The organism is Bradyrhizobium zhengyangense, assembly GCF_022012555.1.
GTDB classification, from domain to species: Bacteria; Pseudomonadota; Alphaproteobacteria; order Rhizobiales; family Xanthobacteraceae; genus Bradyrhizobium; species Bradyrhizobium zhengyangense.
The window spans coordinates 1-21,854 of record NZ_JAKLTZ010000023.1 but is presented as its reverse complement, the minus strand read 5'-3'; the positions used below and the strand labels follow the sequence as shown (position 1 = coordinate 21,854).

Sequence of the window (21,854 nt, the reverse complement as noted above, 5' to 3'; positions counted from 1 at the left end):
AAAACTCCGGGAATTGCCGCTGGGCTGCGCCAGAGATTTGAATTCTCCCTTGTTTCTGCCATGTTCGCGCCCAACAGCAGACTCGGGACCATCCTTGGGACATCGATTTGGGGCCCGGCCGATCGCGACCTCGCGATCGGGGGCTCGCGTTAGGGGACAGCAATGGCAAAGCCGGCAGTGGTTGTGGTGGGCGCGGACAAGGGCGGGGTCGGCAAGACCACGGTATCGCGCACCCTGCTCGATTATTTCTCAGCCAACAACGTGCCGACGCGCGCGTTCGACACGGAGTCGCCGCGGGGAACGCTGAAGCGTTTCCACCCTGATATCACCGAGATCGTCGACATGACGACGACGGCTGATCAGATGAAGATCTTCGATACGCTCAACGCGACAAGCCCGTCCGTCACCGTGATCGACGTCCGCGCCGGCCTGCTGTCGCCGGCGCTGGCCTCGCTGCGCGACATCGGTTTCCTCGACGCCGCCAAGGCCGGCCAGATCACCTTCGCGGTGTTCCACATCCTGGGACCCTCGATCGCCTCGCTGGACGAGATCGCCGAGACGGCGGGCTTCATGACCGGCGCAAAATACTTCCTGGTGAAGAACTTCATTAACGACACCCAGTTCTTCCAGTGGGACCAGGCGACCTACAATTCCTACTTCCACCGCATCAAGGACGCGACCGAGCTGACCATCCCGAAGCTGAACGAAATGGCCTATGAGCAGGTCGAGGTCTCCTCGGTCCCGTTCCTGAAATTCGTGGCCAACAAGGGCATCCACGACGAGGCTGCGAACTATTCCTTCGTGCTGCGCGGCTATGTCCGGCACTGGCTGGCCAATGTCTGGAGCGAGTTCGACCGGATCCGCCTGACCGACATCGTCGGGTCGAAACCGGTGACCCGCAACAGCGAAAAATAGTTGCGAAGGCCGGGCTGATACGGCTGGATTGAGCGGTGAGTTCGCTCAGATAATAGCGTGATGCCCGCGACGCCCCTCTACATCATCTGCTCGCCCCGCCCGCAGGTCGGCAAGACGCTGCTGGCGCGGCTATTGAGCGAATTCCTGCTGCTCAAGAACGGCAATGTCGCGGCCTTCGACGTCAATCTGAAGGAGCCGTCGCTGCTCGACTACCTGCCGAAGGTGACCGAGACCGCCGACGTGATCGATACCTACGGCAAGATGCAGCTGATGGATCGCGTCATCGTCGACGACGGTCTTGCCAAGGTGATCGACCTTGGCTTCCACGCCTTCGACGAATTCTTCAAGATGACCGACGAGATCGGCCTGCTGAAGGAAGCGGCACGCCGGCATGTCGCACCACAGATCCTGTTCGTCGCCGACACCGACCGCGTTTCGGCCCGTGCCCACGAGATGCTGCGCCAGCAGATCCCGCGGATGAACCTGATCACCGTCGACAACGAGTTCGTCATCCGTGGCGAGCTGCCGCCCGCGATGGGAGGCGGCCGGCTGGTCCGCCTTCCCGCGCTGCCCGGCTTCCTCAAGACCTATATCGACCGGCTGAGCTTCTCCTTCACCGGCTATCTGCGCCAGGAGAAGGATTCCTCGACCGAGCTGCATCAGTGGATCCGGCGCAACTACCTCGCCTTTCGGGAGCTTGAGCTCAGCCTGATCCTGCAACGGTCCTGAGAGGCGTCATTCCGGGGCGCGACGAAGTCGCGAACCCGGAATGACGACCACGAGGGCTGAATATTTTATCCGGGTAATATTGACGCCGCGCGTCCTTGCCGCTATTGGGGCTGCACAACAGCATCCCTCAGCAAGGCCCTCCCGTGACCATCGACCGGAAAGCAGCCATCGCCGCCTACAAGGAGCGGAAGACCGTTGTCGGCATTTTCGTCGTCCGCTGCGCAGCCTCCGGCGAGGCCTGGGTCGGCCAGGCCCCGAACCTCGAGACCATCCAGAACCGCATCTGGTTCACGCTGCGCCAGGGCGGCCACCCCTGCCGCAGCCTTCAAGCTGCCTGGAACGCGCATGGCGAGGCTGGACTGACCTTCGGCGAATGCGAGCGGCTGGAGGATGAGGAGAGCGCTTATGTCCGGAACGCGCTGCTGAAGGAGCGCGCGCTGCATTGGCAGGCGAAGCTGAAGGCAGAGGCGATCTAAACCGCCTCAGCGGCGCATCAGTGCCCCTCGAACGTCATCAGCGTGCGCACCGGCACGTCCATGGCGCGCAGCTTGGCGGCGCCGCCGAGCTCGGGCAGGTCGATGATGAAGCAGGCCGCGACCACATTGGCGCCGATCTGGCGCAGCAGCTTCACCGCGCCCTCCGCGGTGCCGCCGGTGGCGATGAGATCGTCGACCAGGATGACGCGCTCACCGGGCTGGATCGCGTCGACATGCATCTCCATCTCGTCGATGCCGTATTCCAGCGAATAGGCGATCCGTACGGTGGTGTGCGGCAGCTTGCCCTTCTTGCGGATCGGCACGAAACCGGCCGAGAGCTGATGGGCCACCGCGCCGCCGATGATGAAGCCGCGCGCTTCCATGCCGGCGACCTTGTCGATCTTGTTGCCGGCCCAGGGATTGACGAGCTCGTCGACCGCGCGGCGGAAGGCGCGCGCATCCGCGAGCAAGGTCGTGATGTCGCGGAACATGATCCCCGGCTTCGGATAGTCGGGGATGGTGCGGACGCTCGCCTTCAAATCGTGGTCAAAGGTCATTGGTGCCTCTCAATTGACCGGCGCATCCAGCCGGAACGCATTCTCAACAATTCGCAAGCCCACCTCGCCGCCGAGCGACATCAGCGATTCCGGGTGGAATTGCACGCCGGCGACCGGCAGGGTCTTGTGCTCCAGCGCCATGGCAACGCCGTCCTCGGTGCTGGCGGTGACGCTAAGCACATCCGGCATGCTGTCGCGCTCGACAAAGAGCGAGTGATAGCGGCCAATGACGATCTCGTTCGGCAGATTGCGCATCAGGCGCCCGCCGCGCACCTGCACCCGCGAGGGCCGTCCGTGCGCGGGATGGGTGAGCTGGCCGAGCTCGCCGCCAAAATATTCGCCAATCGCCTGCACGCCGAGGCAGACGCCGAACACCGGCAGCTTGTTCTCCAGCGCCGCGTCGATGGTTTTCTTGATCCCGAAATCCTCCGGGCGGCCTGGCCCTGGCGACAGCACCAGCAAATCCCACCTCTTCTGCTTGAGCATGTCGAGCGCATGCACATAGCGGACCACGGTGACGCTCGCGCCCACCTGACGGAAGTAATCGGCGAGCATATGCACAAAGCTGTCGTCGTGATCGATCAACAGCACGCGCTTGCCCGAACCGGTCGCATCAGGAGCAAAGCTCGACAGCGGCTTCGGCGGATCGCCGCGGAGCGCCTGGAACAGCGCTGCGGCCTTGACCTGGCATTCGCGATCTTCCGCAGCCGGATCGGAATCGAACAGACAGGTGGCGCCGACGCGCACTTCAGCCAGGCCATCCTTCATGCGGATGGTGCGGATGGTGAGGCCGGTGTTGATGCTGCCGTCGAAATTCACCGCGCCGATCGCGCCGGCATACCAGCGCCGCGGCGAGCGCTCATGGTCCTCGACGAACTGCATCGCCCACAGTTTTGGCGCACCTGTCACGGTGACAGCCCAAGCATGGGTGAGAAAGGCATCGAGCGCATCGAAACCGGGGCGCAGCATGCCTTCGACGTGATCGACGGTGTGGAACAGCTTCGAATAGGTCTCGATCTGCCGGCGCGCCAGCACCTTGATCGTGCCGGGCACGCAGACACGCGCCTTGTCGTTGCGATCGACGTCGGTGCACATGTTGAGCTCGAACTCGTCCTTCTCCGAGTTCAGGAGCTGGCGGATCTGCTCGGCATCGCCGATCGCGTCGGTGCCGCGCGCGATCGTCCCTGATATCGGGCAGGTCTCGACGCGGCGTCCGTCGGAGCGCACGAACATTTCCGGCGACGCGGAGACAAGGAATTCGCCATCACCGAGATTCATCAGCGCGCCGTAGGGCGACGGGTTGATGACGCAGAGGCGCTGGAACACTTCGGCCGGCGAGCGCTCGCAGGGCTCGGCAAAGAGCTGGCCCGGCACGGCCTCGAATAGATCGCCGCGGGCAAAGGCGGCACGCGCGGTCTCGACCGTCGCCTGATATTCGCCGGGCGCGTGATCGGCAAAGCCCTGGCGATCCGTCTTCACATACGGACTCTCGGCCGTCTCGCGCGGCAGGCCTTCGGTGAACTTGCCCTTCCAGGCGAAATCGTAGGAGAGCACGACGCCGCGCCCGGTGGCGCGGTCATAGGCCAGCAGGCGATCGGGGACATAAAGCACGATGTCGCGCTGGTCATTCTCGCGCGCACGCTTCTGCACGAGGTCCTCGATCTGGAAGACGAGGTCGTAGGCGAAGGCGCCGAACAGGCCGAGCAGCCCGTCGTCATTGGCGTAGAAAGCGGCGATGATGTCGCGCACCAGCGACATCACGCTGGCGCGCCGCGTGCGCTGGTCTTCCTCGACTGGCGCATCGCCGCGGATGATATGGCCGGCAAGACGCGTCGTGGTCTTCTCGGAGATCACGACGCAGGGCTCGCGCAGGACGTCAGCGAGGAAGGCGATCAACACCTCGCCACGCGTGTTGAGTGCCTCCAGCCTGAAATCGGTGCCGACGGTCTCGAGCTTGAGCGGCGGATCGGAGAAGCCGAGGTCAAAGCTCTCGTAACGGCCCGGCACGGTCGTGCCCGAGGACAGCACCACGCCGCGGCGGCGGTCGAGCAGGTTGATGAGGTCGTCGAGCCGGTTGGCGTGACCGGTAAACTGCTCGGCCACGCGCGTGATCGCAAGACCGCCGCGGGTGACATAATCGCTTCTGGGTGGAAGGGCGAAGACTGTCCTGTTCATGTGGTCCTCTTACGAAACTTGCCGAGGGAACGCCACACAGGACAAACGATCAGGCCGCCGCGCTGTGCTGGCGACCTCTGACGATTTTGGGAGAATAAATCGCACCGGCCACCTCTTAGGAGGTGCGCCACCAACGACGGGATGGGCGGGCTGCGGTGCTCATGGGCCGGATACTCACCATGGCCCGGGGACGGCGTCAAGAGCCGCCGCCTTCGGTCGCCGGCTTTTGGGCTATTGCTCGGCCGGGCCAGGCCGCCAGTCGAATTTGCGCTTCTTCCGGTCCCATTTCAGGACCGCGAAGTTATCGCACTCCATACAGGCCCAGGCCACGATGCTGTTGTCGTCCCCCTTCTGCAGGGCACCGAATTGGTGATCCGTCCGCACGGCATTCACGAACCGGATCTTTGGCTTCCCTTCCGCCGATTGATCCAGGATGAGAATAAACCTGCCCTTTTGACCTGTGCACTCCTCGAAGACGCCGACCAACGCGACCTGCTTGGGCGCCGTACCATCGAAGCGCCCCTCAACGGCGAAGGACATGTTGGCGGCTGCCATCGCATCCGTACCACCCTCGAAGAGCAATTCCCTTGGAATGAGGTCTTTGCGGAATTCAGTGGCCTTGCACCAGTTCTTTCTTATCTCCCTGACGGGAAGACCGCGAACCTCCGTTGTGAACGGATGGAAGTCGGCAAGAACCCACCAGGCGATACTCTTAAGGTCGCCCTCAATGGTCACGAATGCCGGCTCGGCCTGAGCCTGCGCTGCGACCAACCAACAGCACAGAGCAAAGATCCACCGCGCGGCGCGGACGAACGTAAATTTATGAAGCATGGCCTCACTCCCGCAAGAACGTGCGATACCAACTCTCCGCACGCCCTGCATGGCGTCGTCCTAGTAGGCTCCGACCTCATATCCGATTGCTCGAAACCCGCTCTCGGGGGCATATCGGAATTCAAACGTGAATTCGGAATTCGTATCATGCCAAGTCAGTGCGCAGCGACCGTCGGGCAGCGATAGCAGCTTTGCGGTGTGCAGGTGCTTGCGCATGGCAGGCGTGAACAACGTGTCGTAACGCTGCAGAAATTCGGCCTCGCTCTTGACCGGCCCGCTCTGAACGTCGTGCTTGCCTTCCGCCGACCAGTACTCGACGGGGAAGGAGATCAGCTTGACGATGCGCGTCTTGTCGTTCGCGTTCGCGGCGCTCTCGAAATCAGTTCGGAATGTCTGGAATTCCGGCCCGTTGCATGCAGGCTCTTTCGCCCAGCAGGGCGCCGCAAGGCCGGCGACGAACAAGGATGCGATCAGGCAGATTTTCATAGGGATACTCGGCGCCAACGTGTTGGCTCCGACGCGGCAGGGTGTGCGACCACGCCAGAGCGGCCACCGGATTCCCGGCGGCCTGCTCTGTGTCGCTTCAACGCGTGACTGCGTTCACCCCAAATGCTTCCTGAAAAACTCCGTCGCCCGGCCCCAGGCGAGCTCGGCGGCTTCGCGGTCGTGCACGGCCTGGCGCTGCTCGTTGACGAAGGCGTGCTCGGCGTCATAGCGGAACAGCTCCAGCGACTTGCCGGCGGCTTTCATGGCTTTTTCGAAACCACTGACCAGCTCCGGCGTGCACCAATCGTCCTTGTTGGCGAAATGGGCCTGGAGCGGGATCTTGACGTCGGCGGGCTTGGCGGCCTGCTCCGGCGGAATGCCGTAGAACACGACGCCGGCGGCGAGCTCCGGCACATGCACCGCGCCGATGATGGTGACGGCGCCGCCGAGGCAGAAGCCCGTCAGCCCGACCTTGGCGCCGTTGCGCGACAGATATTGCGTGGCACCGCGCACCGTCTGCGTGGTGGCGTCCATGAAATCGAGCGAGTTCATCTCTTTGCCGGCCGCGTCCGTGTCGTGATACGGCACAACCTTGCCCTTGTAGAGATCGGGCGCGAGCGCATCGAAGCCGGCGAGCGCGAAGCGGTCGCACAGGCCCTTGATCTGGTCCGACAGGCCCCACCATTCCTGGATCACGACCACGCCCGGCGCGTTGCCGCGCGCGGCGTTGGCGAGATAGCCCGAGGCGTCCTTGCCGTCCGGGCGCTTGAAAGTGATGGTGGTTCCCATGGTGTCCTCCGACGCGTTCTGGGGAGAGCTGGGCGGTATTTTGGCCGCTGGGAGCGTGGAGCGCAATCTCGACGGACAACACACGCGCGTGTCCAACAAAAAAGCCCCCTTGCGGGGGCTTCTTCGTTCTCGTTTCGCGTCAAGCCGCTCAGTGCGAGTCGGCCCAGACCTTCTTCTTGGTGAAGTACATCAGGAACGCGAAGATGATCAGGAAGATGAAGACCTGGAAGCCGAGGCGCTTGCGCGCTTCCATGTGCGGCTCGGCGGTCCACATCAGGAACGTGGTGACGTCCTTGGCGTATTGCGCGACCGTCGTCGGCGAGCCGTCGTCAAAGGTCACCTGGCCATCGCTGAGCGGCTTCGGCATCTTGATGGCGTGGCCCGGGAAGTACTTGTTGTAATACGAGCCTTCCGGAATGGTCACGCCTTCCGGCACCTTGTCCTCGAAGCCCTGCAGCACCGCCGCGACGTAATCCGGGCCCTGCTCCTGGTACTGGCTGAAGAAGTCGATCAGGAACATCGGGAAGCCGCGGCCGTACGAGCGCGCCTTGGTGATCAGGGAGAGGTCGGGAGGCGCCGCGCCGCCATTCGCCGCGCGAGCGGCCTGCTCGTTCGGGAATGGCGAGGGGAAGTAGTCGGCCGCCCGGCCCGGGCGCTCGAACATCTCGCCCTGGTCGTTCGGGCCGTCCTTGATCTTGTAGTCGGAGGCAAACGCGGCCACCTGCGCCGTCGAATAGCCGGGACCACCGGGATCGCCGAGATTGCGAAAGGCGATCAGGGACAGGCCGTGGCAGTTGGAGCAGACCTCCTTGTAGACCTTCAGGCCGCGCTGGAGCGCACCGCGATCATACTTGCCGAAAGGGCCGGCGAACGACCAGCTGTTGCCCGGCGGCTTGGTGCCGCCTTCCTCGGCGCGGGCATCCTGCAACGAACCGAGGAACAGCGCGCCGGCTGCGACGAGCGCGACCGCGATCGAGGCGACGGCCTTGCCGCTCTTGGCGAGGATCGCCTCCGAGATCGAGTTCGGCACCGGCCGCGGCTTCTCGATGCGCGAGAGCAGCGGCAGCACGATCAGGAAGTAGGCGAAGTAGCAGACCGTCAGGACCCGGCCGGCGATCACGTAGATGCCTTCCGGCGGCTGCGCGCCGAGATAGCCGAGCAGGATGCAGACCGCGACGAAGATCCAGAAGAACTGCTTGGCCAGCGGACGGTACTTCGACGAACGCGTCCTCGCGCTGTCCAGCCAGGGCAGGAAGCACAGGATGATGATCGCCGAGAACATCCCGATCACGCCCGCGAGCTTGTTCGGGATCGAGCGCAGGATCGCGTAGAACGGCAGGTAATACCATTCCGGCACGATGTGCGGCGGCGTGACGCCCGGGTTCGCCGGAATGTAGTTGTCGGCATCGCCAAGATAGTTCGGCATGTAGAAGATGAACCAGGCGTAGAGCAGCAGGAAGCAGGCGACGCCGAAGCCGTCCTTGATGGTCGCATGCGGCGTGAACGGCACCGTGTCCTTTTCCGTCTTCGGCTCGACGCCGTCGGGATTGTTCTGGCCGGCGACGTGCAGTGCCCAGACGTGGAGCACGACGACGCCCGCGATCAGGAACGGCAGCAGATAGTGCAGCGAGAAGAAGCGGTTCAGCGTCGGATTGCCGACCGAATAACCGCCCCACAGCAGTGTCACGATGCTCTCGCCGACATAGGGAATGGCCGAGAACAGATTGGTGATGACGGTGGCGCCCCAGAAGCTCATCTGGCCCCAGGGAAGCACGTAGCCCATGAAGCCGGTCGCCATCATCAGCAGGTAAATGATGACGCCGAGGATCCAGAGCACCTCGCGCGGCTCCTTGTAGGAACCGTAATAGAGGCCGCGCAGCATGTGGACGTAGACCGCGAAGAAGAACATCGACGCGCCGCAGGCATGCATGTTGCGCAGCAGCCAGCCGTAGTTCACGTCACGGACCAGCAGCTCGACCGACTTGAAGGCGAGATCGGCATGCGGCGTGTAGTGCATCGCCAGGATCACGCCGGTCAGGATCTGCATCCCCAGCATGAAGGACAGTATGGCGCCGAAGGTCCACCAATAGTTCAGATTGCGCGGGGTGGGATAGACGACGAAGGAGGAATGGACGAGACCCATGATCGGCAGGCGCCGCTCGATCCATTGCAGTGCCGGATTGCTCGGCTGGTAGTCGGATGGTCCGCTCATGATGCGATCCTGAGGAAATAAAACGACGAGACGGTTCGAGGCTTCGGACGCGGGTCCGAGGCTCAGCCGATCTGGATTTTGGTGTCGGAAACGAAAGTGTACGGCGGCACGGCCAGGTTCGCGGGCGCGGGCCCCTGGCGGATGCGGCCGGACGAATCGTACTGCGAACCATGGCAGGGGCAGAAGAACCCGTCGTAATTGCCTTCATGGGCGATCGGGATGCAGCCGAGATGAGTGCAGATGCCGATCACGACCAGCCACTGATCATGGCCAGACTTGACCCGGGCCTCGTCGGACTGCGGATCGGGCAGGCTCGCGACCGGAACGGCGCGCGCCTCGTCGATCTGCTTCTTGGTGCGGTGGCTGATGTAGATCGGCTTGCCGCGCCAGAACACCTTGATGTCCTGCCCCTCGGCAACCGGGCTCAGATCGACCTCGATCGGCGCACCCGCGGCGATGGTCGAGGCGTCCGGATTCATTTGGGAGATAAAGGGCCAGAGCGCGGCCGCGCCCCCCACGGCTGCAGCTGCCCCCGTTGCAACGAATAAGAAATCACGGCGTGTCGGATGGTCCGCCGAAGACGCTGTCGTCACGATTCCAACCCTTTCTTCTTATGCTGCCGGTGGAACCGCTCCAGGAGCCCCCAAGGTCCCCGGAACAGCGCTGCCGGCGCCCGCGGCCCCCCGCGGCGGCAGAACTTGGCTTGTCCTCGCCAAAACAAGGCGAAAAACAGCAGTCCAGAATCGTTCTATTGGCACCCTTGCAGGGCGAGCGCAAGCCCGCTAACGGCGCGGGAGCGTGCAATGCACGAATTCCCGCGCTAGCGATGTTTTATTGAGACAATTCCGTCCCGGCCGAAGCCCTGTAACGCCCATGCAGATCGCACTTTTCCAGCCCGACATTCCCCAGAACACCGGCACGATTCTCAGGCTCTGCGCCTGCCTGGGCATCGCCGCCCACATCATTGAACCGGCCGGCTTCCCGGTCTCCGACCGGCATTTCCGCCGGGCGGGAATGGATTACCTCGGCCATGTCAGCATCACCAGGCACGACTCCTGGACCAAATTCGAGGAATGGCGGGCGGCACAAGGCTACCGCCTGCTGCTGTTCACCACCAAAGCCGCCACCGACTACCGCGATTTTCATTACCAGACGTCGGACATCCTGCTATTCGGGCGCGAGAGCGCCGGCGTCACCGACGCGGTGGTCGAGGCCGCGGATGCGCGGCTGGTGATCCCGATCACGCCAGGGCTGCGGTCGCTCAATGTCGCCATGACCGCGGCGATGGCCGCAGGCGAAGCGCTCCGGCAGGTCCGGAACCCGCACGATTGAACATGACGAGGAGAGATCAGTGAGCTACGCGGTCAAGGAAATCTTCCTGACCCTGCAAGGCGAAGGCGCCCATGCCGGGCGCGCGTCGGTGTTCTGCCGCTTCGCCGGCTGCAACCTCTGGAGCGGCCGGGAGGCGGACCGCAGCCAGGCCGCATGTCAGTTCTGCGACACGGATTTCGTCGGCACCGACGGCACGCTCGGCGGCCGCTACGCCACGGCGGTGGAGCTCGCCGACACCATCGCCGGGCAATGGACTGGAGCTGCCTCCAACCGCTATGTGGTGCTGACCGGCGGCGAGCCGCTGCTCCAGGTCGACGACGCCCTGGTCGCGGCGCTCCATGCGCGAGGTTTCGAGATCGGCGTCGAGACCAACGGCACGGTCGAAGCACCCGAGGGCCTCGACTGGATCTGCGTCAGCCCGAAAGGCGGCAGCGAGCTGGTGTTGCGCCAGGGGCACGAGCTGAAGCTGGTCTATCCGCAGGCCCTAGCCGCGCCCGAGACTTTCGAACGCCTCGCCTTCGAGCGCTTCTCGCTGCAGCCGATGGACGGACCTGAAGTCATCGAGAACACCGCGCGCGCGATCGACTATTGCCTGCGCCATCCGCAATGGCGGCTGAGCGTGCAGACGCATAAATCGCTCGGCATCAGATAGGACTGAACGGACAGATGTGGGAATTGACGAAACAGTTCCGCTTCGAGGCGGCGCATACGCTGAAGGGGACGACCTTTGGTGAGGCGAGCGAAGAGATCCACGGCCACTCCTTCCGCGCCGAGGTGACGGTGCGCGGCACGCCCGACCCTGCGACCGGCATGGTGGTCGATCTCGGCCTGCTCCAGCGCGCCATCGAAGAGGTCAGACTCACGCTCGACCACAAGTTCCTCAACAAGATCGAGGCGCTGGGCACACCGACGCTGGAGAACCTGTCGCGCTTCGTCTGGGAGCGGCTACAGCATATCGGCAAGCTGACCCGCGTCAGCATCCACCGCGACAGTTGCAACGAGAGCTGCACCTATTACGGTCCGCAAGGCTGACGACATGACATCCATGCTGGACCCAACACTGATCGAAGACCGCAAGGCGCGCGCGCGCGCCTGGTTCGAGCGCTTGCGCGACGACATCTGCGACAGCTTCGAGCGGCTCGAGGATGACGCGCCGGAAAGCCTCTATCCCGGCACGGCCGGCCGCTTCAATCGTGCGCCCTGGCAGCGCACCGACCACAGCGGGGCCAAGGGTGGCGGCGGCGTGATGTCGATGATGTCCGGCCGGCTGTTCGAGAAGGTCGGCGTGCATTGCTCGACCGTGCATGGCGAATTCGCGCCCGAGTTTCGTGCGCAGATTCCGGGCGCAGCGGACGACCCGCGCTTCTGGGCCTCCGGCATCTCGCTGATCGCGCATATGCGCAATCCGCACGTGCCGGCGGTGCACATGAATACGCGCTTCGTCGTCACCACCAAGGCGTGGTTCGGCGGCGGCGCCGATCTCACGCCGGTTCTCGACCGAAGGCGCACGCAGGAAGACGCTGATACGCTGGCCTTCCACGCCGCGATGAAGGAGGCTTGCACCGGCCCCAACGGCGTCGCCGACTACGACAAGTACAAGAAGTGGTGCGACGAGTATTTCTATCTGCCGCACCGGAAAGAGGCGCGCGGCGTCGGCGGCATCTTCTACGACTGGCACGACAGCGGCGACTGGGACGCCGACCTCGCTTTCACGCAGGATGTCGGCCGCGCCTTCCTGAAGATCTACCCTGACATCGTCAGGCGCAATTTCGCGAGCGCCTGGACCGCCGAGGACCGCGAGGAGCAGTTGATCCGGCGCGGGCGCTATGTCGAGTTCAATCTGCTCTACGACCGCGGCACCATCTTCGGGCTCAAGACCGGCGGCAACGTCGACTCCATCCTGTCGTCGCTGCCGCCGGAGGTGAAATGGCCATGAGCATCGTCAAGCCCGTCGTGAAATCTCTGCCCCGCGCCATGCTGATCGACATGGACGACACCATCCTGTCAGCCTATGGCCGGCCCGAGATCGCGTGGAACACGATCGCCGAGGAATTCGCCGAGGAGCTCGCACCGCTGCCACCGGCGCAGGTCGCCATGGCCGTGCTGGCCTATGCGCGACAGTTCTGGTCGACCGCGGGAGCGGAGTGGCGCATGAAGCTCGGCGAGGCGCGCCGCCTCACGGTGCGCGGCGGCTTTGCTGCGCTCGCTGCAAGCGGTCACCGCGCCCTGCCCGACGATCTCGCCGATCGTGTCGCCGAGCGCTTCACCACCTATCGCGAGGAAGCGATCTTCGTCTTCCCCGGCGCGCATGATGCGATCGACGCCTTCAAGGCGCACGGCGTCAGGCTCGCGCTGGTCACCAACGGCGCCGCCGACATGCAGCGCGCCAAGGTCGAGCGCTTCGAGCTCGCCCATCGCTTCGATCACATCCAGATCGAGGGCGAGCATGGCTTCGGCAAGCCCGAGGAGCGCGCCTATCTGCATGCGATGGAGGCGCTCGGCGTCACCGCCGAAGACACCTGGATGATCGGCGACAATCTGGAATGGGAAGTCGTGACGCCGCAGCGCCTCGGCATCTATGCGATCTGGCTCGACGCGCATGGCGACGGCCTGCCCGAAGGCTCGACCGTCAAGCCCGACCGCATCATCCGCTCGCTGACCGAGCTCGTGCCGGGCTAAATCCCGAAAACAACCCCATGCACAGTAGGTGGCGCTGCAAAATCAGCAGCTTGCCGCACAATGTGCCGCGACTGCGGATTTTACGAAAATTCGTTGACCCGTCGGGCAAAACAGGCGCATGATGCCATGGTGGCGAAGTTTGCCAGGGACTTCTTCGGCGGCAAGTACGAGCGCCCCGGTCAGTCATATTGACCGATCGCGCCAAGGTGCGGACGGCACGTGGCTCTCCCGTCGACAGGCATTGACGAAACGCGTTCAGTCTCAACGCGAGACCCGACAAGAGGTCCTCAACAAACGAGCACCTTCATAAGTTCACAGGGAGAAACGAAATGCCTTTCGTCACGCGACAATTGGCGGCGTTGTCGACCGCCATCATTTTGTTCGCTTCCAGCGGAAGCGACGCACTTGCTCAGAAAAAATACGATACCGGTGCAACCGATGCCGAAATCAAAATCGGCAACATCATGCCGTATAGCGGGCCCGCGTCGGCTTATGGCATTATCGGCAGGACGATGAGTGCCTATTTTCGGATGATCAACGACAACGGCGGGATCAATGGCCGCAAGATAAACTTCATTTCCTACGACGATGGCTATAGTCCACCGAAGACCGTGGAACAAGCGCGCAAGCTCGTCGAGAGCGACGAGGTCTTTCTGATTTTCGCGTCGCTCGGCACGGCTACCAACGCCGCTATCCAGAAATACATGAATGCGATGCGTGTGCCGCAAATATTCGTGTCGACCGGCGCGTCACGGTTTGGCGATCCTGAGCATTTTCCATGGACGATCGGCTGGCAGCCGACGTACCGCGCGGAGGCACGTATCTATGCAAGCTACATCCTGACGAACCATCCGAACGCCAAGGTCGGCGTGCTCTATCAGAACGACGATTTCGGCAAGGACTACATTCAAGGCCTGAAGGACGGGCTTGGCGAGAAGTTTGACAAAACCGTCATCGTCAGCGCGCCCTATGATGTCGGCACCCCAACAGTAGATTCGGAAGTCGTGGCGATCAGGACTGCGAAACCCGACGTCTTCATCAATATTGCCACGCCCAAATACGCGGCGCAGGCGATCCGGAAAGTCGCTGAACTCGATTGGCACCCGATCCACATCATGACGAATGTCTCGAACTCTATTGGTGGAGTCATAAAGCCCGCCGGCGTCAAGAACGCCGAGGGGATCCTGACCGCCCTCTACAACATGGACGTAACCGATCCGCAGTGGGACAGCTACCCCGGCATGCAGCGCTTTCGAGCTTTCCTGGCAAAGTATTATCCGGAAGCCGACAAGTCCGACGCCGGCACGATCGCGGCCTACAATCTGTCGACGGGATTGGTTGAAGTTCTGAAAGAGTGCGGTGACAATCTCACACGCGAGAACGTCATGAAGGTGGCCGCCAATCTTGATTTCGAGGTCGAAACCCTCCGTCCAGGTATCCGCGTCAAGACCTCACCGACCGATTTCTATCCGATCGAACAGATGCGAATGAGCCGATTCAACGGCGAACACTGGGAGGGGTTTGGTCCGGTCATCGACTCGCACATTGATCAGGTGGCACTTTCCACCAAATAACCAGTTGCAGTAGAGGACGCGGAGATTGCGCCTCCACATTTCGAATGCACCAGGATGAGGAACGGTGATGGATTTGAGGCGGATGTGTGCCGCTGCCCCATCGCTCATTTGGCTGCGATGCCGAATTTGGTCGCTATAGGGGCATGGCGGACCCTCGCCAGCCCCGCCCCGTGTTCGGCGTGTCATGACAACTTGCTAGCGTTGCATCCGGGTCAACTCGAAAGGACAGTCCATGGAATTGAAAGCCGGCGATATCGTCATGCTCAAATCGGGCGGCCAGCCGCTGACCGTTGCGGAGGTCAAGGGCGAGGACGTGCTCTGCGTCTGGATGGGCATGGAAGGCGATCTGTTCCGCGAAACGCTGCCGCTCGCCACCCTCATCCAGGTGGAAGAAGAAGACGAGGATGAGGACGACGATGACGAGGAAGAAGACGAGGAGGACGAGGAGTAGACCCGCCCAACACCACATCCTGGTTGGATCCGAGCTTTCCGCTCCGGCACTCCCGATGTCCGCTTCTGTGCCTGCCACAGCACAACAGCGGACATTCGAGACATTAAGACAGGGAGTTACGGTGCCGGCGCACTCGACTTGCAGGACACCGCGGGTCATGAAGTGCTGGCACCGTCATCGACGCGATCCATCACACGGTCATCCACAGCCCTAAAGCGCGATGAGATTAGGATGAATCGTCATCGCGCTTTCGGTTATTGTTTGAGCATGATCTTTTCGGAAAACCGCTTCGCACTTTTCCGGATCATGCTTAGTGCCCGGCCTCCTTAGTGCCCGGCCTTGGGCCCCAGGTATTTCTCAAAGATGGCCTCAAAGCTGTGGTCGTCCTTCATACTCGTCAGAGCTCGATCGAAATCGGCGATGACTTTCGAATAGTCACTTTGCTTGTTGAATGCCAGATAACTTGGAATCTCGTCGATGCCTGGAGACAGCTCCCTTATCTTGTCCTGATACCCCTTGTTGCGCGCGGCATCGAGGACGACATGCCGGTAGCCGATCGCCAGATCGATCCTCTTCAGGGCAAGCATGCCAACGAGGGTATCGACATTGTTGGTTTCGACGGTCGTCGACCACACCCCCGTCTTGAGTGCACTATCGACCTTGAGGCCGTAACTCGTGGCCCTGATTGTCCCGATCCTAAGCCTTCCCAGCTTGCCGATGTCGCCGTCAAACATCACATCGGAATCGGCAGGGACAAAAAACGCCAGCACCTGTGTGATGACCGGGACGTTGGTGTAGGTGAGAAACTCATTTCGCTCAGGCAGCTTGAAAACCGAGAATATTCCGTCGACACGGCCGCTGCGAACTTCCGCCAGGCAACGTGCCCAGGGCATCACCTGGACTTCAATCGGCTCGCCAGTCCTTCGAAAGGCTTCGGTCACGACATCGACAAGTATTCCTGCCGGCTTGCCATCATTAATATAGGCTGTGGGCGAGCTGTCGGCGGCCACGAGGACAAGGCCGGCGGGATACGCAGTGCCGCAGCCCGTTGTCGCGATCGCAAGGGCGAACAGGAAGGATCTCAGAGGACCAGCACCTTTGGCTGAATCCCGGATGCGCTGATTTCGCATCATGTTGAACTTTCGCGGCGCAGGCTCACGCGCAAATCGAAGTCACGCGCGAATCTCGCACCTCCGCGGGGAGTTGCCAAGCGCAAAGGGATTTGGAACCGAGGGAGACATTGGAATTGGCAACTGAACTTGCTTCGGCGGCACCTGCAGCGGCCGGCCTTGGCAGGAAGCGCGCATCATGTGGCGGCTGGTCCTGGCCTGCATGTCGATGCTTCCGACCAGCATCTCATCGCACGTGCGGTCGGTCATCCTGCTAGGAGGATGAAGACGAGGAGGAGGACGACGAGTAGGCTCGGCCAAGCCTGCATCCTCATGCGCGCTATCGGAGCGCCCGGCTCCGACGCGCAAGATGTCCGCTTCTCCGCCGACAACGGCGCAAGAGCGGGCATCGCTGGATATCGGAGAAGGGCTCCAATAGCGGAAATGAGGAGGAAGCTTCGACCTCCTCGCTGCTACAGCGGCTCAATCTCGCCGGGCCGCCAAGTCTTGTCGAACCACGGCTGGAGCGGGCCGTAAAGACGCAGGAGCGTATTCCATCCTTTGCCGGGAATGGTCTGCACCCAGTTGTTCTCCTTGCCCACCGGCGCCTTCGGCCCGAAATAGATGTCCACTGACCCGTCCGCGTTGGGCAAGAGTTTCGGGTTCTGGCTGGTTGCGGCTGGCCAACGCTGGTCGGTTTGCAGCATGGAGCGGGTCTGATTGTCGTAGAGGATGACCGACCAGAATTGCTTGACCGGGATGTTGGGCGGCAAGTGCAGCTTGTAATTTTTTCCGCCGTCGAGGGGCTCGTTTTGGCTATCAACGAACGCGGCCATGTACTGCGATCCCTCGCCAACTGACTTCGAATCCATCGCCGGCGTCACGCCCGTCGCGTAGAAGAAGAATGCGGAGTAGGCATCGAGGATACGCGCGCCGTTTTCCTCGAACTTATAACCGCCGAAGAAGCCCGTTCGCCACGCGCTGTCGGGATAATAGTAGCTTTCCTTGATCCGCAACCGGCCATTGATTGTACGGGCGGTGGCGTCACCTACCAAGGCGGCTTCGGTCAAAATTTTCTTCATGCGTGCATCGGGCGCGAAGGGCTTCCCCTTCTGGATGCCGACCGATGCGTAGAGGCCGAGTGTGACCGGGTCAACTGTATCGGTCGGCTCCTCCTGCACAACCTGATTCAGATACTCCCAAAATGGATAGTCTCCCGGCGCCAGCGTGCTAAATGCCTTACCGGAAACATGGACGAAATTGAGTTTCGGGGGATTGGCAGCATCTTTCAGGCGATAGATCCGCGTGTGTTTTTCGACCGAGTCGACGCCCGGCTTCGGATCGCCGTTCACCAAGAACGAGCGCCACGGAACCCAGACGCTGAACGTCGCCGTCTTCACGACAAAGTATCCGCTTGGCACCTCACCGTTGTAGCCGGGCGGCAGGATCAGGTACTTGCCGCCCTGCCCCTTGTCTGGCCCGACGAGCCCAACATCAGTAACAAAATTATACCACATGTCGTTGATGAGGCCGAGCACATTGGGTGGCACTTCGAGGACCAGAGGCCCGTCGCGCAGGTCGAGCCAAAACCAAGTGTAGGGCGTGTTGTTGTTCGGGGTGAGAAAAAGCGACTTCGAGTCCATCCTATCCTCGAAGATAGGCACCGTCAGATTGAACGGCCCCAGTTCCGCGATGCCCTTTCGATTTGCCAATTGGTTCACTGGAGCTAAGGCTAACAGGTAGGCTTGGACGGCGTGTTGGAAGTCTAAATTGTCGTAGAGCTTTTCCACGGTCGCATCATCAGGAAAGCCGTCGAAGAACTTCAGCATCCCAAGGCGGGTCTCCACCTTGTCCGGGATTGCAACGCCCGGCGGTATCGGCGTTTGCATCTTGTATTGCTGAGCGTTGAGCGGAATTGCCGAGAGCGCCACAAACGACAGCGCAGCAACCATTGATGCCACCAATTTCATGATGCGGCCCGTCTTGTCAGATGTTGAACTAAAAAACAGTTCTGCGGAAATCCGATGTTGGGATTTCGAGCAAGGCTACGAATCTCGCGAAATGACCGGTCAACGTCTGCCAGCGCGATTGACCGGGCCACCGCGATTTACGGTCCCAGCACCCACCACCGCTTGTCGTGCAACGGGCCGCGGCCGCAGCACTACGCCTGGCCGCGCGACACAATTTGCAGGATAATCAACATACGTGCAGTACACTACGGCACCCGCCTTTTCGGCGCTTGCGCCCATGATCCCTACTATCGTCAAAGCAACTAATGTGACCGAGACCGACAGCTTCATTTGGACGACCTCCATTCAGAAATTCTAGAATGAGCCTCTGGAGCGCCCCCGTCTTGATGCAAGTCAAGCGCGTCAATCCGCGCGGCGAGGGCACTATCCGAGCCGAGTCAGGACATGCCTAGTTTGGCCGCGCGGTAGCCTTGCAGACGTGCCGCTGCACCTGCCGTCCATCCGGGCGATTTTCCTTTGTGGGTTGCTGATGTCCGCTTCGGGTCGATCGCGTCGCTTCGGTCGGAGCAACGTGGCGTCCGCTTTACCCCTCACGATGACATCTACGCATGGATCGGAATCTGCCGCCAGGCGCCATGAGCGGACAACGCGCAGCTTTCCCATGGCTGATCCCGAATTTGATCCGGCGGTAGCCTCGGCGCCACCGTGAGAAACATCACACAGCGCGGAGGCGCGGTACGAAGCGTTCGCCAATATCTGCAAAGAATCCGAGCTTTTCGAACCATCGGCGGAGACAGCGTGACCAACGTCGCAGAGCCCGGTGAAGGGATCCAATATCTGCAACGGGATCGTTTCATGGATCGGAAGCACTCCCGTGAAGAACCATTTTGCATTGCTGGATCCGCTGCGCTTCGCCACCGCTCTCGGCGTCGCCGTTTTTCACCAGATGTTCTGGTCATGGGCCTGGGTTTCGATTGGCGTCCCGGGCTTCGAGCGCTACGTCGCCGCCGATGTCCTCTACCCGTCTGCCGCGCCCTTCACATGGTTCGGCTGGGTGGGCGTCGAAATCTTCTTCGTCATTTCCGGCTTCGTGATCGCCAATTCCGCGTGCAAGTCGTCGCCAGGCGAGTTTTTGCTCGGTCGTGCACTCAGGCTTTATCCGGCGGTTTGGGTTTGTGCCACCGCGACCCTTCTTGTTCTGCTTCTCTTCGGAAGCGGACCGGCATCCGAATTCATCCTGCCCTACATCGACGCCATGCTGATGGTGCCCAAGGGGGTCACAGGGCAGTGGCTTGACGGCGTCTACTGGACGCTGGCTGCCGAGACCGCGTTTTACGGCCTCGTGTACTGCGCGATGCTCACGAAGAAGGTCACGCTGCGGCACCTGGCTTGGGGTCTCACCATCTACAGCGCGATATTCAATGCTGTCGCGTTACTGGTGCTGTCGTGCACGACGCCGTCCGATTTGCCCTACCTCGTCATCCTGATGTTTCGGGTTCCGGCCGCGGCATTCCTGTTGAATCATGGCTGCTTCTTTGCGCTCGGCATCTGGCTGTTCATTTCTTCAAACAGAGAACTGACGAAGCTCGAGCGGGTCGCCGTTGCCGTCGCCTGTCTTTCGGGCGCCGCGGAGATCTACTATTTTGCGTCTTTCTTCCTGACCAGCATTCCCGCCATCGCGGACCAGTCTGCCCTGGTGCCGATCATGGTTTGGGCCGCCGCGGTGCTCCTCATCGCCGTGGCCGCGAACCGGAACAGGCGCGCTGCGGGTGTCGCCTCTCCTGAGGCGCCGGCCTATTGGCGAACGCTCGGACTGATCACCTATCCGCTCTATCTCAGCCACAACGTCGTCGGCACCGCGATCATTCGTGCCCTGGTCGATGCCGGGCTGGATGCCACCACGGCCGTGTGGGTCGAGCTGGGCATTCTTGTCCTGATCTGCTGGTTGATTTGCGCGAAGGTCGAGCCGGTCATCAGAGCTGCGATGACCAGAACGATCACATATTTCGGACAGCTTCCGGCAAGACTGCCGACATCGACGCGCCCGAGGTTTTCCCGGGGGCTGGGCCTTCGGCCGCCCGTGCCGGCAAAGATGATCGCTACGTTGCGATAGAAGATAGAATGCCGGAGCCATCGCGCCTTAGACCAGGCTCAGGACCCATTAGCAATGCGGGCGTAACGACCGCTCCGAGCCCTTTGCCGTCATTCACGCGGCACCATATGTTGACCCGTTTCCGCGCATAGCCTAGAGAAATTTTCATGAAACGCACGATGACCATTGTCAAACTTTGGTGGCTGGCCTGCTGACAGGGCGGCCGGACGTTTCATTGCATCTGGGGCCGCCGCAAGGGCGGCCTTTTTGTTTTGATGATCCCCCCATGCGGTGTCCCCCTCATCTCACAAGGACACCCCATGACCAGACCCGTTATTCTGACCGGCGACCGCACCACCGGCGCGCTGCACATTGGCCACTATGCCGGATCGTTGCGCAACCGTCTGCGGTTTCAAGACACCCACGAGCAGTTCCTGCTCCTGGCCGATACGCAAGCCCTGACCGACAATGCTCATGACCCCGACAAGGTGCGGCGCAGTGTGATGGAGGTGGCGCTGGACTACCTTGCCGTCGGGATCGACCCAGCCAAGACCACGATCTGCCTACAATCCCACCTGCCCGCGCTTGCCGAGCTGTCGATGCTCTATTTGAACTTCGTGACCGTCGCCCGGTTGGAGCGCAATCCCACGATCAAGGATGAGATCCGCAGCCGCGGCTTCGGGCGCGACATCCCGGCAGGCTTCCTGTGCTACCCTGCGGCGCAGGCGGCGGACATTACCGCGTTCAAGGCGACTGTAGTGCCGGTGGGCGAGGATCAGGCGCCGCTGATCGAACAGACCAACGATATCGTGCGCCGTATCAACACCGCCGCCGGACAGGCCATCCTGCTGGAAGCGCAGGCCGTCATTCCACAGGCGGGGCGGCTGCCGGGCGTGGACGGGAAAGCGAAGATGTCGAAATCCGGCGGCAATGCCATCGCTCTTTCGGCCTCGCCGGACGAGATCGCGGCGGCGGTGAAGGCGATGTTCACCGACCCGAACCATCTACGGGTCGAAGATCCCGGACGAGTGGAAGGCAACGTCGTCTTCACCTATCTGGATGCTTTCGATGAAGACCGCGCCGCGCTGGAAGGGCTGAAGGCGCAGTATCGGCGGGGAGGAACAGGCGACAGCAAGATCAAGCGTCGCCTCGACGACATCTTGCAGGCGCTAATCGGGCCGATCCGAGAACGAAGGGCGCAACTGGCCAAAGATCCCGCCTTTGTGCGCGACGTGATCCGCAGCGGTACGGAAAAGGCGCGGAGCCGGACCGAGGCAACGAAGCGGGAAGTTGTCGAAGGCCTCGGGCTGTTCATGTTGTAACCTGACATAGAAGCAGGCCGTCATTGGCTTTGATCAATGAGTCCTGACCCTAGCACTACTTTGGCAGAATGTGTTTTAGCCGCTGTTTTTCAAGGATTTGCTTTCGGCAATATGGGCATTGCTGAGACGGCGGCCGAAGGATGAGATCGACGATG

The 21,854-nt window shown here is 61.9% G+C and carries 21 protein-coding genes; 12 read left to right on the top strand and 9 right to left on the bottom strand.

Annotated features, from left to right (window positions below):
* Positions 1-162 precede the first annotated feature (162 nt).
* The 3 genes from L6639_RS38915 (at position 163) to L6639_RS38905 (ending at position 2,120) form a co-directional block, all read left to right on the top strand.
* On the top strand, positions 163-915 hold the full coding sequence (locus L6639_RS38915) for a P-loop NTPase family protein (RefSeq protein ID WP_237866696.1): 753 nt from the start codon (positions 163-165) through the stop codon (positions 913-915).
* A 60-nt stretch (positions 916-975) separates the two neighbouring features.
* Positions 976-1,644, top strand: coding sequence for a hypothetical protein (locus tag L6639_RS38910; RefSeq protein WP_237866694.1), 669 nt, complete (start codon positions 976-978; stop codon positions 1,642-1,644).
* A gap of 143 nt (positions 1,645-1,787) precedes the next feature.
* Entirely contained in the window at positions 1,788-2,120 is a 333-nt protein-coding gene (locus L6639_RS38905) for a GIY-YIG nuclease family protein (protein ID WP_237866693.1), read from the top strand.
* Between the two features lie 17 nt (positions 2,121-2,137).
* Here L6639_RS38905 and L6639_RS38900 read toward each other — a convergent pair whose 3' ends face one another.
* From L6639_RS38900 to petA, 7 genes are all read right to left on the bottom strand, one after another.
* Entirely contained in the window at positions 2,138-2,677 is a 540-nt protein-coding gene (locus tag L6639_RS38900) for an adenine phosphoribosyltransferase (protein ID WP_011085277.1), read from the bottom strand.
* Between the two features lie 9 nt (positions 2,678-2,686).
* Positions 2,687-4,852 carry an anthranilate synthase component I gene (locus tag L6639_RS38895; protein ID WP_237866690.1) on the bottom strand — a complete coding sequence of 722 codons (2,166 nt, stop codon included), beginning with the start codon at positions 4,850-4,852 and terminating at the stop codon, positions 2,687-2,689.
* Positions 4,853-5,083: 231 nt separating this feature from the next.
* Positions 5,084-5,683, bottom strand: a complete 600-nt coding sequence (locus L6639_RS38890) for a hypothetical protein (RefSeq protein ID WP_237866689.1) — start codon at positions 5,681-5,683, stop codon at positions 5,084-5,086.
* A 60-nt stretch (positions 5,684-5,743) separates the two neighbouring features.
* Positions 5,744-6,169 carry a hypothetical protein gene (locus tag L6639_RS38885; protein WP_237866688.1) on the bottom strand — a complete coding sequence of 142 codons (426 nt, stop codon included), beginning with the start codon at positions 6,167-6,169 and terminating at the stop codon, positions 5,744-5,746.
* Between the two features lie 114 nt (positions 6,170-6,283).
* Complete coding sequence (locus L6639_RS38880; RefSeq protein ID WP_237866686.1) at positions 6,284-6,958, bottom strand: dienelactone hydrolase family protein; 675 nt, start codon at positions 6,956-6,958, stop codon at positions 6,284-6,286.
* A gap of 148 nt (positions 6,959-7,106) precedes the next feature.
* On the bottom strand, positions 7,107-9,170 hold the full coding sequence (gene fbcH / locus L6639_RS38875; RefSeq protein WP_237866685.1) for a cytochrome b/c1: 2,064 nt from the start codon (positions 9,168-9,170) through the stop codon (positions 7,107-7,109).
* Positions 9,171-9,232: 62 nt separating this feature from the next.
* Entirely contained in the window at positions 9,233-9,763 is a 531-nt protein-coding gene (gene petA / locus L6639_RS38870) for a ubiquinol-cytochrome c reductase iron-sulfur subunit (protein WP_092227410.1), read from the bottom strand.
* 280 nt (positions 9,764-10,043) lie between these two features.
* Between petA and L6639_RS38865 the strand changes: the two genes are divergently transcribed.
* The 7 genes from L6639_RS38865 to L6639_RS38835 all read left to right on the top strand — a co-directional run bounded on the left by L6639_RS38865 (position 10,044) and on the right by L6639_RS38835 (position 15,206).
* Positions 10,044-10,502 (top strand): tRNA (cytidine(34)-2'-O)-methyltransferase, encoded by a 459-nt coding sequence (locus L6639_RS38865; protein WP_237866684.1) that lies wholly within the window; start codon positions 10,044-10,046, stop codon positions 10,500-10,502.
* 19 nt (positions 10,503-10,521) lie between these two features.
* Positions 10,522-11,154, top strand: coding sequence for a 7-carboxy-7-deazaguanine synthase (queE, locus tag L6639_RS38860; RefSeq protein WP_237866683.1), 633 nt, complete (start codon positions 10,522-10,524; stop codon positions 11,152-11,154).
* A 14-nt stretch (positions 11,155-11,168) separates the two neighbouring features.
* Positions 11,169-11,534 (top strand): 6-pyruvoyl trahydropterin synthase family protein, encoded by a 366-nt coding sequence (locus L6639_RS38855; protein ID WP_237866682.1) that lies wholly within the window; start codon positions 11,169-11,171, stop codon positions 11,532-11,534.
* A 4-nt stretch (positions 11,535-11,538) separates the two neighbouring features.
* A complete protein-coding gene (gene hemF / locus L6639_RS38850) occupies positions 11,539-12,438 on the top strand; it encodes an oxygen-dependent coproporphyrinogen oxidase (RefSeq protein ID WP_377819154.1) in 900 nt (299 codons plus the stop codon).
* Positions 12,429-13,181: an HAD family hydrolase gene (locus L6639_RS38845; protein WP_237866681.1), complete on the top strand. Its 753-nt coding sequence runs from the start codon at positions 12,429-12,431 to the stop codon at positions 13,179-13,181. Before hemF ends, L6639_RS38845 begins: the two co-directional genes overlap by 10 nt.
* 329 nt (positions 13,182-13,510) lie before the next feature.
* A complete protein-coding gene (locus tag L6639_RS38840; RefSeq protein ID WP_237866677.1) occupies positions 13,511-14,755 on the top strand; it encodes an ABC transporter substrate-binding protein in 1,245 nt (414 codons plus the stop codon).
* A gap of 232 nt (positions 14,756-14,987) precedes the next feature.
* A complete protein-coding gene (locus tag L6639_RS38835; protein ID WP_237866676.1) occupies positions 14,988-15,206 on the top strand; it encodes a YodC family protein in 219 nt (72 codons plus the stop codon).
* Positions 15,207-15,532: 326 nt separating this feature from the next.
* Here the strand turns inward: L6639_RS38835 and L6639_RS38830 are convergent, their stop codons facing one another.
* Both L6639_RS38830 and L6639_RS38825 read right to left on the bottom strand, forming a co-directional pair.
* Complete coding sequence (locus tag L6639_RS38830; protein WP_237866674.1) at positions 15,533-16,339, bottom strand: substrate-binding periplasmic protein; 807 nt, start codon at positions 16,337-16,339, stop codon at positions 15,533-15,535.
* A 449-nt stretch (positions 16,340-16,788) separates the two neighbouring features.
* A complete protein-coding gene (locus L6639_RS38825) occupies positions 16,789-18,267 on the bottom strand; it encodes a DUF1254 domain-containing protein (RefSeq protein WP_237866672.1) in 1,479 nt (492 codons plus the stop codon).
* 910 nt (positions 18,268-19,177) lie between these two features.
* Here L6639_RS38825 and L6639_RS38815 point away from each other — a divergent pair.
* Together L6639_RS38815 and trpS are read left to right on the top strand one after the other, a co-directional pair.
* Positions 19,178-20,398 carry an acyltransferase family protein gene (locus tag L6639_RS38815; protein ID WP_237866671.1) on the top strand — a complete coding sequence of 407 codons (1,221 nt, stop codon included), beginning with the start codon at positions 19,178-19,180 and terminating at the stop codon, positions 20,396-20,398.
* A 299-nt stretch (positions 20,399-20,697) separates the two neighbouring features.
* On the top strand, positions 20,698-21,699 hold the full coding sequence (gene trpS, locus L6639_RS38810; protein ID WP_237866669.1) for a tryptophan--tRNA ligase: 1,002 nt from the start codon (positions 20,698-20,700) through the stop codon (positions 21,697-21,699).
* The last annotated feature ends 155 nt before the right edge of the window (positions 21,700-21,854 follow it).